Below are 14,624 nucleotides of genomic sequence, written 5' to 3' on the forward strand. Positions count from 1 at the left end.
CAAGCGCTTGCTAGGTAAGACCGGGGCAGCCTGAGCCCGGCATGCCCGTGGAGAAAGCGCTGCGTCAGGCCCGCTGACTCGACACCGAGATGACCTCGCCAGTCAGATAACTGGAGTAATCGCTGGCCAGGAATGCGATGGTGGCCGCGATCTCCCACGGCTCCGCCGCGCGGCCGAACGCCTCCCCCTCCGAGAGCCGGTCGAGCAGATCTGCAGAGCTGGTCTTCTCGAGGAACTTATGCCTGGCGATGCTCGGCGATACCGCGTTGATGCGCACGCCGTAGTCGACGGCTTCGATTGCGCTGCATCGGGTCAACGCCATCACACCCGCCTTCGCCGCGGCATAGTGCGACTGCGAGTGCTGCGCCCGCCAGCCGAGCACGCTGGCGTTGTTGACGATAACGCCGCCGTGATCGGCGTCGCGGAAATACCGCAGCGCCGCACGGGTGGCCCGCATCGTCGACGTGAGGGTCACGTTGAGCACCCGGTCCCATTCCTCGTCGGTCATGTCGACGACGGGCGTGGTGCCGCCGAGGCCCGCGTTGTTGACCAAGACGTCGAGGCGGCCCATTCGCGCGGTGGTCGACGAGATCAATGCGTCGACCTGAGCCGTTGATGTCACGTCGCAGACGACGCTTTCAACACGGCCCAGCCCGAGCTCGGTCAACTGGTCGCGCGTATCCCCCAGCCGGCGTTCGTGGTGGTCGGAGACGACGACGTCGGCGCCTTCGGCCAGTGCACGGCGAGCGACGGCCGAGCCGATGCCGGTGCCTGCGGCGGCCGTCACGACGACCACCTTGCCTGTCAGAAGTCCGTGTCCCTCAATCTCTTTCGGCGGTTCCGCCAGTGTCACTAGCCCTTCACCTCACGCGGTAGGCCGAGCACCCGCTCGGCGATGATGTTGCGCTGGATCTCGTTCGACCCGCCGTAGATGGTGTCCGCGCGGGTGAACAGGTACAGGTGCTGCCAGACGTCGAACTCGCCGTCCTTGGCCACCAGACCGGCCTTGCCGACGATGTCCATCGCCAGCTCGCCGAGATCGCGATGCCAGTTGGCCCACAGCAGCTTCGACACGTTGTCTTGACCCGGCTGCTCGACATCCATGGTCGCAAGCGCATACGACCGCATTGTCTGCAGGCCCACCCACGATCGTGTCAGCCGTTCCCGGATCAGCGGGTCCTCATCGGCGCCGGTGCGCTTGGCCTCCTCGACCAAGTTGGAAAGCTCACGCGCATAACGGATCTGCTGACCAAGCGTCGACACGCCACGCTCGAACGTCAGCGTCCCCATCGCGACCCGCCAGCCGTCGCCGGGCTCGCCGACCACCAGATCGGCGTCGGTGCGGGCGTCGTCGAAGAACACCTCGTTGAAGTCGGCGGTGCCGGTCAGCTGCACGATCGGCCGGATCTCGACACCGGGTTGATCAAGCGGCACAAGCAGATACGACAAGCCGGCGTGTCGCTTCGAGCCCTTTTCGGTTCTGGCCACCACGAAGCACCACTGCGACAAGTGCGCCATCGACGTCCACACCTTCTGGCCGTTGATCACCCACTGATCGCCGTCGAGCTCGGCTGTCGTCGAGACGTTGGCGAGGTCACTGCCCGCGCCGGGTTCCGAGTAGCCCTGGCACCACAGCTCGGTGACGTCGAGGATCTTCGGTAGGAACCGCTTCTTCTGCTCCTCGGTGCCGAACGCGATCAGCGTCGGGCCAAGCAGTTCCTCACCGAAGTGATTGACCTTGTGGGGCGCGTCCGCGCGGGCGTACTCCTCGTAAAAAGCGACGCGGTGAGCGACCGATAAGCCGCGGCCACCGTGCTCGACCGGCCAGCCCAGGCAGGTCAGGCCCGCGGCCGCCAGATGCTGGTTCCAGGCGCGTCGCTCCTCGAACGCCTCGTCCTCGCGGCCAGGCGCCCCTAGGCCCTTGAGCGCGGCGAAATCGCCGACGAGGTTCTCGGCGAGCCAGTCACGGACCTCGGCCCTGAACTCCTCGACCTCTATCACCCCTGTAGGCTAACCTACCAAGCACTTGCTTTGTTAGAGGAGCATCCATGGGGAGCGACCGTAGGACCATTCCGCAGGTCCTGGACCGGATTGCCGACCAATTCTCCGAGCATGACGCGCTGGTCACTCCAGATCGGCGGCTGACCTACGCCGAGCTGCGCGACGAGGTCCGCCGGGCCGCCGCGGCAATGGTCGACCTCGGCGTCAGCGCCGGAGATCGGGTCGCGATCTGGTCGCCGAACACCTGGCATTGGGTGGTGGCATGCCTGGCCACCACCTACGCCGGCGGAGTCCTCGTGCCGCTGAACACCCGTTACACCGCCAGCGAGGCCACCGACATCCTGGCGCGAACCGAGGCGCCGCTGTTGTTCGCGTCCGGCGAGTTCCTTGGCGCCGACAAGGCCGCGTCACTGGACCGCTCCGCGCTGCCCGCGTTGCGCCACATCGTTCGAATCCCGGTCGAGAAGGCCGACGGGACCTGGGATGAGTTCATGGCCCGCGGCACCGACTTACCGGCGGCCGATGCCAGGGCATCCGCCGTGACACCCGACGACGTCTCCGACATCTTGTTCACCTCCGGCACCACCGGGCGCAGCAAGGGCGCGCTGTGTGCGCACCGGCAATCGCTGGCCGGCTCGGCGGCGTGGGCGCAGTGCGGCCAGATCACCAGCGATGACCGCTACCTCTGCATCAACCCGTTCTTCCACAACTTCGGATACAAGGCCGGCATCCTCGCGTGCCTGCAGACCGGGGCCACCCTGATTCCGCAGCTGACATTCGACCCCGAGGGCGCGATGCGGTCGGTGCAGGAACACCGGATCACCGTGCTGCCCGGGCCGCCGACGATCTACCAAGTGCTTCTCGACCATCCCAAGCGCGGCGACTACGACCTGTCCTCGCTGAGGTTCGCGGTCACCGGCGCCGCGGTGGTGCCGGTCGTGCTGATCGAGCGCATGCAGAAGGAGTTGGACTTCGACATCGTGCTCACTGCATACGGGCTGACCGAGGCCAACGGGTTCGGCACCATGTGCAGCGCCGGCGACGACCCCGTCACCGTCGCCACCACGTGCGGCCGACCGATTGCGGACTTCGAACTCCGGATTGGCGAACACGACGAGGTGCTGCTGCGCGGCCCGAACGTCATGTTGGGCTACCTCGACGACCCCGAAGCGACCGCCGCAGCGATCGACGCCGACGGCTGGTTGCATACCGGCGACGTCGGAAAGCTGGACGCTGCAGGCAATCTCAGCATCACCGACCGCCTCAAGGACATGTACATCAGCGGTGGATTCAACGTGTACCCCGCCGAGGTCGAGCAGGTGCTGGCAAGGTTGGACGGCGTCGTCGAGTCCGCGGTCATCGGCGTGCCGGATGAGCGCCTCGGTGAGGTTGGTAAGGCGTTCGTCGTGGTCAAGCCGGGTGTATCGCTGGATGAAGAGACGGTAATCGCCTACACGCGTGAGCATTTGGCGAAGTTCAAGACGCCGCAGTCTGTGGAATTCCTCGATGTTCTGCCGAGGAACCCGGGCGGCAAGGTGGTCAAACCACTGTTAAGGGAAAGAGCCTGATGGACCTGAACTTTGACGACGCCACACTGGCGTTCCAGAACGAGGTACGTGAATTCCTCGCCTCGAACAGGGACTCGTTCCCCACCAAGTCGTACGACACCGCCGAGGGCTTTCAACAGCATCGGCGTTGGGACAAGGTGCTTTTCGATGCAGGACTGTCGGTGATCACGTGGCCCGAGAAGTACGGCGGTCGTGACGCCACGCTTCTGCAATGGGTGGTCTACGAAGAGGAGTACTTCCGCGCAGGCGCACCGGGACGGGCCAGCGCCAACGGCACCTCAATGCTCGCACCGACGCTATTCGCCCACGGCACCGAAGAACAGCTCGATCGGGTGCTGCCGAAAATGGCCAGCGGCGAGGAGATCTGGGCGCAGGCGTGGTCTGAGCCGGAGTCGGGCAGCGACCTGGCATCGCTGCGTTCGACCGCGACAAAGACCGACGGCGGCTGGCTGCTGAACGGTCAGAAGATCTGGAGTTCACGGGCTCCGTTCGGGGAGCGCGCATTCGGGTTGTTCCGTTCGGATCCAGCTGCCGAGCGCCACCGCGGTCTGACGTATTTCATGTTCGACCTGAAGGCCGACGGCATCACCGTCAGGCCGATTGCGCAGCTGGGCGGGGACACCGGCTTCGGTGAGATCTTCCTCGACGACGTGTTCGTGCCCGACAACGACGTGATCGGCGACGTGCACGACGGCTGGCGCGCGGCGATGAGCACATCGAGCAATGAGCGTGGCATGTCGCTGCGCAGCCCGGCCCGCTTCCTTGCACCGGCCGAACGACTTGTCGAGCAATGGAAAGCCAATCCCGATCCGGTGTTCGCCGACCGTGTCGCCGATGCGTGGATCAAGGCGCAGGCGTACCGGCTACACACCTTCGGGACGGTCACGCGTGTGGCCGCGGGCGGCGAGCTCGGCGCCGAGTCGTCGGTGACCAAGGTGTTCTGGTCCGAGCTCGATGTTGCCCTGCACCAGACCGCGCTGGACATGCAGGCCGCCGATGGTGAGCTGGTCGATTCCTGGACCGATGGCCTGCTGTTCGCGCTCGGCGGCCCGATCTACGCGGGTACCAACGAAATTCAGCGCAATATCATCGCCGAGCGCCTGCTGGGCCTACCGCGGAAGTAATCATGAAATTCAGTCTTGACGAACAGCAGCGCGACTTCGCCGCCAGCATCGACGCTGCGTTGGGCGCTGCCGACCTGCCGGCCGCGGTGCGCGCCTGGGCCGCAGGCGACACCGCGCCGGGCCGCAAAGTGTGGGCGCAGCTGGCCGACCTCGGTGTGACGGCACTGGCTGTGCCGGAGAAATACGACGGCATCGAGGCACACCCTGTCGATCTCGTGGTCGCCGTCGAGCGCTTGGGCCGCTGGTGCGTGCCGGGGCCGGTAGTTGAATCCATCGCGGTGGCACCGGTTTTGCTCGCCGATGACGAGCGGTCGGCTGCGCTGGCGTCCGGTGAACTGATCGCGACCGTCGCGCTGCCGCCGCAGGTGCCGCGGGCCGTTGATGCGGATGTCGCAGGCATCGTCTTGGTGGCCGCCGATGGCCAGGTGCGTGACGGCGCTCGCGGGGAGCAACACGAATCCGTCGATCCGAGCCGAAAGCTGTTCGAAGTCAACGCCTCCGGTGAACCGCAGTCGGCCGATGTGGCGCGGGCCTACGACTTCGGGGCACTGACGACGGCTGCACAGCTGGTCGGTGCGGGCCAGGCGCTGCTCGACGCGTCGGTCGAATACGCCAAGCAGCGCAGCCAGTTCGGCAAAGTGATCGGCACCTACCAGGCGATCAAGCACAAGCTGGCCGACGTGCACATCGCGCTCGAGTTGGCGCGGCCGTTGGTGTACGGCGCGGCGCTGTCGCTGGCGGACACCTCGGAAGACACCGCACGCGACGTGAGCGCCGCCAAGGCCGCCGCTTCCGATGCCGCGTTGCTTGCGGCACGGTCTGCGCTGCAGACCCACGGCGCCATCGGCTTCACGCAGGAACACGACATGTCGCTGTTGCTGCTGCGGGTGCAGGCACTGCGCTCGGCGTGGGGCGACCCGACCGCGCATCGGCGTCGACTTTTGGAGGCTTTGTGACAGAAGAACGGGAACTGCTGCGCGAGACCGTCGCGACGCTGGTCGACAGGCACGCGTCGCCGGCCGCGGTGCGCGAGGCGATGGCGTCCGAACGCGGTTACGACGAGTCGCTGTGGAAGTTGTTGTGCGAGCAGGTCGGAGCGGCCGCACTCGTGGTGCCCGAGGAGTTGGGCGGCGCCGGCGGCGAGCTCGCCGATGCCGCGGTGGTGCTCGAGGAACTGGGCAAGGCGCTGGTGCCGACTCCGTTGCTGGGGACCACGCTTGCCGAACTCGCCCTGTTGGCGTCTGACGCGCCCGATGCGGACGCGTTGGAACGGTTGGCCGAGGGCACGTCGATCGGCACGGTCGTCTTCGACCCCGAGTTTGTGATCAATGGCGATGTCGCGGACATCGTGATCGCGGCGGACGGGACAACGCTGAGCCGATGGACGACCTTCGCCGCGCACCGCGTCGACGCCATGGATCAGACGCGCCGACTCGCCCGTGTCGAACCCACGGACACCGCCGACATCGGCACCGACCCCGGGCTCGCCGACACCGCCGCGATCCTGTTGGCCGCCGAGCAGGTCGGCGCGGCCGCCAAGTGTCTGGACCTGACCGTCGAATACACCAAGGACCGCGTTCAGTTCGGCAGACCGATCGGCAGCTTCCAGGCACTCAAACACCGGATGGCCGACCTGTACGTGGCGGTGCAGTCCGCGCGGGCCGTCGTCAACGACGCGATCGCCGCGCCATCGGCCACGTCGGCCGCGCTGGCGCGAGTGACGGCCAGTGAGGCCTTCACCAAGGTGGCCGCCGAAGCCGTCCAGATGCACGGCGGGATCGCGATCACCTGGGAGCACGACATCCAGCTGTACTTCAAGCGCGCCCACGGCAGCGCACAGCTGCTCGGCCCGCCGCGCGAACATCTGCGGCGGCTCGAAACCGAAGTGTTCTAACGTTTGACGGCTTGCAGCGTGTAGCTCAGCGGTAGCCGCTCAGGGTGCTCGATGAGGCGCCATTCGCCGTCGTCTCGATGCATGCGCCCCGGAAGCGTCTCGTTCGGCGCGGAGTCGTGCTCGACGAACATGGTGAGCTCCAAGTCCGCCTGAAGGATCGCGGTGATGACGTCGCCGATCCCGTGACTCCAGTCGCTGACCTGCTTGTGGCCGAACTCGGCTTCGGTGTGGACGTATGTTCCCGGGGCGTCGAAGAGGCCCGGTTCTGGCTGCTCGAAATACGAGTAGCGCAGTACCCATTCGTCCGTTCGCTGTTCATCGAAGGCCAGCATCATCGGATGGAGCTCGCGCAAGAACAGCCTGCCGCCGGGGCGCAGTAGTTCTGCGACGGTCCTTGCCCATCGCCCGACATCGGGTAGCCAGCACAGTGCACCGATGCCGGTGAAGACGAAATCGAAACCGCCGCCCACGACGGCGGGCGCGTCGTAGACGTCGGCTTCGACGAAGGTGACATCGGCGCGGGCGTCAGCGGCTATGCGTCGGGCGATGGCGATCGATTCGCCCGAGAAGTCAAGGCCTGTCATCGCGGCACCGAGGCGATGCAGTGAGATGGTGTCGGTCCCGATGTGACATTGCAGATGGATTCCCCGCTGCCCCTTGATGTCACCAAGGCGGGGCACGTCGAATCGGACCACGTCGGAAAGGCGCGTCGGGTCGGCGATGAGTGCTTGCACGGCGTAGTCCGGCGAACCGGCGTGGGCTGGCGCGCGTTCGTCCCACCAGGCTCGGTTGATCGCGTAGTGGTCGTCCGCCATGCGCCAAACCCTTCCATACCGCCGTTGTTAACCTGACTCAGATGAGCGTTGCGTCGCGAGCAGGGATTCCGCCGTTCTATGTGATGGACGTGTGGTTGGCCGCCGCGGAGCGCCAACGCACCCATGGCGACCTGGTCAATTTGTCGGCAGGCCAACCCAGCGCGGGGGCGCCCAAGGCGGTGCGGGAGACCGCCAAGCAGGCGCTGGACAGCGGCCCGCTGGGTTACTCGGTCGCTTTGGGCATCCCCGAGTTGCGTACCGCGATCGCGAGCTCGTATACGGACCGGCACGGTCTCGACGTCGACCCCGACGATGTCGTGATCACCACTGGTTCCAGCGGTGGCTTCCTGCTGGCGTTTCTCGCATGCTTCGACGTCGGCGATCGGGTGGCCATCGCCAGTCCCGGCTACCCGTGCTATCGCAACATCCTCTCCGCGCTGGGCTGCGAGGTCGTCGAGCTACCGTGCGGACCCGAGACGCGGTTCCAGCCGACCGCGCAGATGCTTGCCGAGCTGGACCCGCCGGTGCAGGGGGTGATCGTGGCGAGCCCGGCCAATCCGACCGGCACCGTCATCCCACCCGAAGAACTGGCGGCGATTGCGTCGTGGTGTGATCGGTCGAGTGTTCGTCTGATCAGCGATGAGGTCTACCACGGGCTGGTCTATGAGGGCGCACCCGCCACCAGTTGCGCATGGCAGACGTCGCGAGATGCCGTGGTGGTCAACAGTTTTTCGAAGTACTTCGCGATGACGGGATGGCGGCTGGGCTGGCTGCTGGTGCCGAAGGAACTGCAGCGGGCGGTGGACTGTCTGACGGGAAACTTCACCATCTGTCCCCCCGTGCTACCGCAGTACGCCGCCGTCGCGGCGTTCACGCCCGAATCGATCGCCGAGGCCGACGCGCTGCTGCATCACTACGCGGCCAATCGCCAACTGCTGCTCAACGGGTTGCGCTCGACCGGCATCGATCGGCTCGCTCCCACCGATGGTGCCTTCTACGTCTACGCCGACGTCTCGCACCTGACTACGGACTCGCTGTCGTTCTGCTCGAAGCTGTTGAACGACACCGGCGTTGCGATCGCGCCGGGCATCGATTTCGACACCGTGCGCGGTGGTTCGTTCGTCAGGTTGTCCTTCGCGGGTCCGTCATCCGACGTCGAAGAAGCGCTGCGCCGCATCGGGTCCTGGCTCTAGTCCCCGATTACGCCGAAATAAGGTTCCGGTACACAAAACCGGCGTCTAGCGTGTCACAAGTCTGAGCTCGTCGAGCGGCGGTAGCTGGCGTACCAGTCGAGCAAGGCGGGGTCGTCGACGGCGCTCTTCTCGACGACGCGCGACGCGTCGGCGCCCTGAAACAATTTCTTGATCGGCACCTCGAGCTTCTTGCCCGTGCGCGTGTGCGGAACGCCCGGGGCGACGATGATTTCGTCGGGCACGTGCCGCGGCGACACTTCTTCGCGGATGGTGCCCTTGATGCGGTCGCGTAGCTCGTCGGTCAGTTCGGCGTCATCGACGAGGACCACGAACAACGGCATCCAATAGCCGCCGTCGGGTTGTTCGGCACCGATGACCAACGCCTCGGCGATCTCCGGTAGCCGCTCCACGGCTTGGTAGATATCTGCGCTTCCCATGCGGATGCCGTGGCGATTCAGCGTCGAGTCGGACCGTCCGTGCACGATGATGCTGCCGTGATCGGTGATGGTGATCCAGTCGCCGTGCCGCCAGACTCCTGGGAACATCTCGAAATACGCACTGCGATAACGGGATCCGTCCGGGTCATTCCAGAACGAAATCGGCATCGACGGCATCGGCTTGGTGATCACGAGTTCACCGACCTCGCCGCGCACGGGCTTGCCCGATTCATCCCACGCGTCGAGCGCCACGCCTAGGTACGGGGCAGACAACTCGCCAGGCCACACAGGAACAGTGCGCACACCGCCGATGAACGCCGACACGACGTCGGTGCCGCCGCTGATCGAGGCCACCTGCACTCGGTCACCGACGTTGTCACGGAGCCACAGCGACGACGACGGCGGTAGCGAAGACCCGGTGATTCCGACTGTCCGCAATGCCGACAGGTCGTGTTCGGTGCGCGGCAACGCTCCTGCCTTGGCGCACCCCAATACGTAGCCGGGGCTGGTGCCCAGCACCGTGGCACCGACGCGGGCGGCGATGTTCCACAATGCATCCGGTTTCGGGTGGTTCGGACTGCCTTCGTAGCAGACGATCGTCGCACCGACCAGGAGCCCTGCAACCTGGAAGTTCCACATCATCCAGCTAGGGCTGGTGTACCAGAAGAAAGTGTCGTTGGACCCGATATCCGATTGCAGTGCAAGGGCTTTCAGGTGCTCGAGCACCACGCCGCCATGCCCGTGCATGATTCCCTTCGGCAGGCCCGTCGTGCCCGACGAGAAGAGGATCCACAGCGGATGGTCGAAATCGACGGGAACCGTCTCCAGTTCGGTGTGGGTCTGAGCGGTCAACTCGGATGCCAGCACGGTGGCACGCAGCGTCGGCAGTCCCGCCTGCAGTGCGGCGACGTCGTCGCGCTTGTCGTGGTCCTTGCCACCGTACCGATACCCATCGGCGGTGACGAGGACGACGGGCTCCAGCTGGCCGAGCCGGTCCAGCGCCGCTTTCGCGGAGTAGTCCTGGCCGCAGGCACTCCAGACGGCTCCGAGGCTCGCTGTAGCGAGGAACGCGATAATCGCCTCGGGGATGTTGGGCAGATAGCCGACAACACGATCGCCTGCCTGGACTCCGTGTGACCGCAAGGTCCGTGCGAATGCTGCTACGCGCCCGAGCAATTCGCGCCAAGACAGCTCGCGGACCCCTCCGTCCTCACTGACGTGCAGGATGGCGGGCCGGTCGGTGCGTGCATTGCGCACGATCTGGTCGACATAGTTGAGCCGAACGCCGGGGAACCAGCGGGCCCCCGGCATGTCGGCGCTGTCGAGTATGCGATCGGGCGGATCGCCGAGGCCGAAGTACTCCCACAGCGCGCCCCAAAACGCGGCCGGGTCGTCAACCGACCACTGCCACAATGACTGGTAATCGGGCAGCGTCGCACCGATGCGGTTTTGCACGAACTTGGCGAAGTCGGTGACGCGCGCGTTCGCGATATCGCTTTCCGTCGGCTCCCACTGCGGAATATCGACAGCATGTGTCATCGGGCGCTCCACCCACCGTCCATCGTGTACGACGCACCGGTCACCATGCCTGCGCTCGGCGAGGCAAGCCAACCGACAAGGGCGGCAACCTCTTCCGGTTCGACCAGTCGCTTGATCGCGCTCTCCTTCAGCAGGATGTCGGCCACCACTTGATCCTCGGGGATATTGTGGGTGCGAGCCTGGTCGGCGATCTGCTTGGTCACTAGGGGTGTGCGGACATATCCGGGGTTCACACAGTTGCTTGTCACGTCGTGCGGACCGCCCTCGAGTGCGGTCACCTTGGACAGTCCTTCGAGCGCGTGTTTGGCGGTGACGTAGGCGACCTTGTACTCAGAAGCGCGAATGCCGTGCACCGATGAGATGTTAATGACGCGGCCGAACTTCTGCCGGTACATGTGCGGAAGCGCTGCCCGGATCAACAGAAATGGTGCCTCTACCATCAGAGCGAGCATCATCCGGAATTTGTCGGGCGGAAACTCTTCGATCGCGTTGATGCTCTGCACGCCGGCGTTGTTCACCAGGATGTCGGTCTCCAGCTGAAGCTTCTCCAGCGATGAGACGTCGAGCAGGTCGACTGCCCACGCTCGTCCGCCGATGTCGCTGGCCAGTTCCCTGGCACCGGCTTCGTCGACGTCGGCGACGGTGACCGTAGCGCCGCGCGCGGCGAGTTCCCTGGCGCACGCCGCCCCGATCCCGCTCGCACCCCCGGTGACCAACGCGGTGCGGCCGTCGAGATCGGTCATGCGACACCCGCTTTCGCGAGATCCTCACGATCGGCGCGATCCAGCGCGGCTAGGTCAATGCCGTTGGTTTCGCGGGTGAAGTAGACCGCAACGAGCGTGATGGCTGCAGCACCGGCCAGGTAGAGCGCGATCGGCAACGACGAGTCGTACACCTCGAGCAGTTTGACCGCGATGATCGGTGCTAGCGAGCCTGCGACGATCGACGTGACCTGATAGCCAAGGGAGACACCGGAATACCGCATGCGGGTGGGGAACATCTCGGCCATGATCGCCGGCTGTGGGGCGTACATGATCGCATGGATGATCAGCCCGATGATGATCGCACTCATGATGACGAGATAGTTGGCGCTGTTCATCATCGGAAACGCGAAGAAGCCCCACGTCCCGGCGGCCAGCGCACCGACGAAGTACACCGGGCGACGGCCGATTCGATCAGAAAGCCTGCCCACCAATGGAATTACGGCGAAATGGACCGCGTGGGCGGCCAGCAGCCACCACAGGATGTCGCTGGTGTCGGCGTGAACCTGAACCTTGAGGTAGGTGATCGAGAAGGTGACCACCAGGTAGTACATGATGTTCTCGGCGAAGCGCAGGCCCATCGCGGTGAAAACACCACGGGGGTAACGCTTCAGCACCTCGAAGACGCCGTACGAGACGGCCTTGACGCGTTCAGCTTCCTGCTGGGCCGCGACGAAGATCGGCGCATCGGTGACCTTGGTGCGGATGTAGTAGCCGATCAGTACGACGACGGCCGACAGCCAGAACGCGACGCGCCAGCCCCAGGACAGGAACGCGTCATCGGTGAGCGTCGTGGTGAGCACCAGCAGCACGACGGTGGCCAGCATGTTGCCAACGGGCACAGCGGCTTGCGGCCAGCTGGCCCAGAACGCGCGGCTCTTGCTCGGGCTGTGTTCGGCCACCAGCAGCACCGCACCGCCCCATTCGCCGCCGACGGCGAAGCCCTGCAGGAATCGCAGCACGACGAGCAGCGCCGGCGCCAGGTAGCCGACCTGGCCGTATGTGGGCAGACAGCCCATCAGGAAGGTGACGGCACCGACCAGCAGCAGGCTGAACTGCAGGAGTTTCTTGCGGCCGTACTTGTCACCGAAGTGGCCGAAGACCACGCCACCGATTGGTCGCGCGGCGAAGCCGACCGCATAGGTGAGAAACGCCGCGAGGATCGCATCGAGGTCGCTGTCGCCCTTGGCGAAGAACACCTTGCTGAACACCAGGGTGGCGGCGGTGCCGTAGAGGAAAAACTCGTACCACTCGACGACGGTGCCGGCCATCGAGGCCGCCACCACGCGCTTCAGTCCCGTCGTGATCGTGGCTGGTTGGTCGCTTACTTGCGGTGTGTCGTCGCGGACACTCATCGCACACTCCTGCCTCAGATATGATGGCGGACACAGATCTCTGGTGAGTATTCATGCAGATAACGGCCGGTGCAATGGTCAAATCTGCAGGACATATCTGCAAAAATGCAGATATGTCCGAGTCGCCCGGCCGCCGGCCCAGCGCCGATGACCTGCTGGTGCTGCTGGCCGTCGGCCGATCCGGGCGCTACAACACGGCGGCCGAGGAGTTGGGTCTCAACCACACCACGATCTCGCGGCGCATCGCCGCACTGGAACAGTCGATCGGCGGCCGTGTTCTCGCGCGCGTCGGTGGCGGCTGGGAGCTCACGGACCTCGGCCGCGAGGCATTGGCCGCCGCAGAGGCGGTCGAATCTGCGGTCCGCTCACTGACTGTCGACACAGGTGGTGTGCGCACCTTGGAGGGCGTGGTGCGCATCTCGGCCACCGACGGGTTCAGCGCGTATATCGCCGCGCCGGCAGCAGCTGCGGTGCAGCGCAGCCACCCGAAGGTGGCGGTCGAGATCGTGGCCGCGACCCGGCGGGCCACCCAGCAGCGCTCCGGACTCGATGTCGAGATCGTCGTCGGAGAACCAAAGGTCCATCGCGCCAAGGCGATTCGGCTTGGCGACTACTGCCTCGGGCTCTACGGATCCCGCACCTACCTCGCGCAGCACGGCACGCCCACGAGCATCGCGGACCTCGCGCGGTATCCGCTGGTGTACTTCATCGACTCGATGCTGCAGGTCGATGACCTCGACATTGCGACCAGTTTCGCCCCCGCGATGCGCGAATCAGTCACGTCCACCAACGTTTTCGTGCACGTCGAAGCGACCCGCGCGGACGCAGGCATCGGCCTGCTGCCGTGCTTCATGGCCGACCGCCACGACGACCTGATTCGCGTGCTGCCTCGCGAGGTCGCCATCCAGTTGACGTACTGGTTGGTCACCCGCGCCGAAACGCTACGCAGGCCCGAGGTCGCCGCCGTCGTGGCCGCGATCCGCGACCGCGTGAGCGAGCAGCGCGACGTGCTGCTCGGCCGGAACTAGCGCCGGCGCCGTTTTCGCGCCTTTCGTCGTCGGCGGCGGGGCGAGCCGAGGGCCACGCGCGGGGTGGACGGTGTGGGCGCCGAACCCGTGGCGGCGCGCAGGCCACGCCGGTAATTCTCCTGTATTGCGACAATAGCGACCAGCCCTGACATATCTGTGCGAGATGATCGCATCATGATGACTAGTAGTGATGTTATGATGCTCCAATGCGGACGACCGTCAACATCGACGACCACCTTCTGGCCGAAGCCAAGATCCTCGCAGCGCGAACTTCTAGATCCCTGGGCTCGGTGGTTGAGGATGCGTTACGTGCGATGCTCCGGCGCGATGCCGATGAACGCGGTCACGGCGAATTCCGTCTGGCGACGCACGGCAGCGGAGGCCTACAAGCGGGCGTTGACCTGAACGATAAGGAAGCCCTCGCCGAGCTAGTTGGCGACAATGCTGCTCCTTGATGTAAACGTCTGCATATACGCCATTCGTGAGGACACCGTCGATCACGAGGCATACCAGAGATGGGTCGGCAGCGTCCTCACCGGCGAGGAGCCCATCGGTATAAGCGAACTCGTGCTCTCGGGCGTCATGCGGCTTCTGACGAATCACCGAGTTTTTCGAGAACCCAGCACGACCAGCGAGGCGCTCGACGCATGCAATTCGCTTCGATCGGCGCCAGCCGCGGTCCCGTTACGGCCCGGGCCACGACACTGGGGGATCTTCGAATCGCTTTGCACTGAGGTCGGCGCGAGGGCCAACACGATTCCAGATGCCTACCATGCGGCACTCGCCATCGAAAACGGCGCAACGTGGATCACCACCGACAGATCTTTCGCACGATTCCCTGGCCTGCGCTGGGAACTGCCTTTGGGGCGGGCCTGACGAGCCCGCTTCGCTCACAGCGTGATCCGAACG

14 protein-coding genes are annotated in these 14,624 nt (G+C 65.4%); 8 read left to right on the plus strand and 6 right to left on the minus strand.

Going from position 1 to position 14,624, the window contains the following annotated elements; genetic code table 11:
- Nucleotides 1-64: 64 nt before the first annotated feature.
- Nucleotides 65-853, minus strand: coding sequence for an SDR family oxidoreductase (locus J3E61_RS06070; protein ID WP_192724367.1), 789 nt, complete (start codon nucleotides 851-853; stop codon nucleotides 65-67).
- Nucleotides 853-2,001 carry an acyl-CoA dehydrogenase family protein gene (locus J3E61_RS06075; protein WP_210082948.1) on the minus strand — a complete coding sequence of 383 codons (1,149 nt, stop codon included), beginning with the start codon at nucleotides 1,999-2,001 and terminating at the stop codon, nucleotides 853-855. Before J3E61_RS06075 ends, J3E61_RS06070 begins: the two co-directional genes overlap by 1 nt.
- 47 nt (nucleotides 2,002-2,048) lie before the next feature.
- Between J3E61_RS06075 and fadD3 the strand changes: the two genes are divergently transcribed.
- Genes fadD3 through J3E61_RS06095 form a run of 4 tightly spaced genes read left to right on the plus strand, consistent with a single transcriptional unit; the run spans nucleotide 2,049 to nucleotide 6,587 of the window.
- Nucleotides 2,049-3,569 carry a 3-((3aS,4S,7aS)-7a-methyl-1,5-dioxo-octahydro-1H-inden-4-yl)propanoate--CoA ligase FadD3 gene (gene fadD3, locus J3E61_RS06080; RefSeq protein ID WP_210082949.1) on the plus strand — a complete coding sequence of 507 codons (1,521 nt, stop codon included), beginning with the start codon at nucleotides 2,049-2,051 and terminating at the stop codon, nucleotides 3,567-3,569.
- Nucleotides 3,569-4,693, plus strand: coding sequence for an acyl-CoA dehydrogenase family protein (locus tag J3E61_RS06085; protein ID WP_192724370.1), 1,125 nt, complete (start codon nucleotides 3,569-3,571; stop codon nucleotides 4,691-4,693). The genes fadD3 and J3E61_RS06085 overlap by 1 nt, the downstream gene beginning before the upstream one ends.
- A gap of 2 nt (nucleotides 4,694-4,695) precedes the next feature.
- Nucleotides 4,696-5,649 (plus strand): acyl-CoA/acyl-ACP dehydrogenase, encoded by a 954-nt coding sequence (locus J3E61_RS06090; RefSeq protein ID WP_210082950.1) that lies wholly within the window; start codon nucleotides 4,696-4,698, stop codon nucleotides 5,647-5,649.
- Nucleotides 5,646-6,587 (plus strand): acyl-CoA dehydrogenase family protein, encoded by a 942-nt coding sequence (locus J3E61_RS06095; RefSeq protein WP_210082951.1) that lies wholly within the window; start codon nucleotides 5,646-5,648, stop codon nucleotides 6,585-6,587. The genes J3E61_RS06090 and J3E61_RS06095 overlap by 4 nt, the downstream gene beginning before the upstream one ends.
- Here the strand turns inward: J3E61_RS06095 and J3E61_RS06100 are convergent.
- Nucleotides 6,584-7,402: a class I SAM-dependent methyltransferase gene (locus J3E61_RS06100; protein ID WP_210082952.1), complete on the minus strand. Its 819-nt coding sequence runs from the start codon at nucleotides 7,400-7,402 to the stop codon at nucleotides 6,584-6,586. The genes J3E61_RS06095 and J3E61_RS06100 overlap by 4 nt on opposite strands.
- 41 nt (nucleotides 7,403-7,443) lie before the next feature.
- Here J3E61_RS06100 and J3E61_RS06105 point away from each other — a divergent pair, with 41 nt between their 5' ends.
- Nucleotides 7,444-8,595, plus strand: coding sequence for a pyridoxal phosphate-dependent aminotransferase (locus J3E61_RS06105; RefSeq protein ID WP_210082953.1), 1,152 nt, complete (start codon nucleotides 7,444-7,446; stop codon nucleotides 8,593-8,595).
- 53 nt (nucleotides 8,596-8,648) lie between these two features.
- On the opposite strand, the gene J3E61_RS06110 is transcribed toward J3E61_RS06105, so the two are convergent.
- The 3 genes from J3E61_RS06110 to J3E61_RS06120 are packed head-to-tail and all read right to left on the minus strand — an operon-like array spanning nucleotide 8,649 to nucleotide 12,639.
- Complete coding sequence (locus tag J3E61_RS06110) at nucleotides 8,649-10,571, minus strand: acetoacetate--CoA ligase (RefSeq protein WP_210082954.1); 1,923 nt, start codon at nucleotides 10,569-10,571, stop codon at nucleotides 8,649-8,651.
- On the minus strand, nucleotides 10,568-11,314 hold the full coding sequence (locus J3E61_RS06115; RefSeq protein WP_210082955.1) for a 3-hydroxybutyrate dehydrogenase: 747 nt from the start codon (nucleotides 11,312-11,314) through the stop codon (nucleotides 10,568-10,570). Before J3E61_RS06115 ends, J3E61_RS06110 begins: the two co-directional genes overlap by 4 nt.
- Nucleotides 11,311-12,639 carry an MHS family MFS transporter gene (locus tag J3E61_RS06120; protein WP_210085452.1) on the minus strand — a complete coding sequence of 443 codons (1,329 nt, stop codon included), beginning with the start codon at nucleotides 12,637-12,639 and terminating at the stop codon, nucleotides 11,311-11,313. Before J3E61_RS06120 ends, J3E61_RS06115 begins: the two co-directional genes overlap by 4 nt.
- 161 nt (nucleotides 12,640-12,800) lie before the next feature.
- Here J3E61_RS06120 and J3E61_RS06125 point away from each other — a divergent pair, with 161 nt between their 5' ends.
- The 3 genes from J3E61_RS06125 to J3E61_RS06135 all read left to right on the plus strand — a co-directional run bounded on the left by J3E61_RS06125 (nucleotide 12,801) and on the right by J3E61_RS06135 (nucleotide 14,591).
- Nucleotides 12,801-13,715: a LysR family transcriptional regulator gene (locus J3E61_RS06125; protein WP_210082956.1), complete on the plus strand. Its 915-nt coding sequence runs from the start codon at nucleotides 12,801-12,803 to the stop codon at nucleotides 13,713-13,715.
- Between the two features lie 206 nt (nucleotides 13,716-13,921).
- Complete coding sequence (locus tag J3E61_RS06130) at nucleotides 13,922-14,170, plus strand: type II toxin-antitoxin system VapB family antitoxin (RefSeq protein WP_192725281.1); 249 nt, start codon at nucleotides 13,922-13,924, stop codon at nucleotides 14,168-14,170.
- Entirely contained in the window at nucleotides 14,157-14,591 is a 435-nt protein-coding gene (locus tag J3E61_RS06135) for a PIN domain-containing protein (protein WP_192724379.1), read from the plus strand. The genes J3E61_RS06130 and J3E61_RS06135 overlap by 14 nt, the downstream gene beginning before the upstream one ends.
- Nucleotides 14,592-14,624 lie beyond the last annotated feature (33 nt).

Source organism: Mycobacterium sp. OAE908 (assembly GCF_017872775.1).
Taxonomy (GTDB): domain Bacteria; phylum Actinomycetota; class Actinomycetes; order Mycobacteriales; family Mycobacteriaceae; genus Mycobacterium.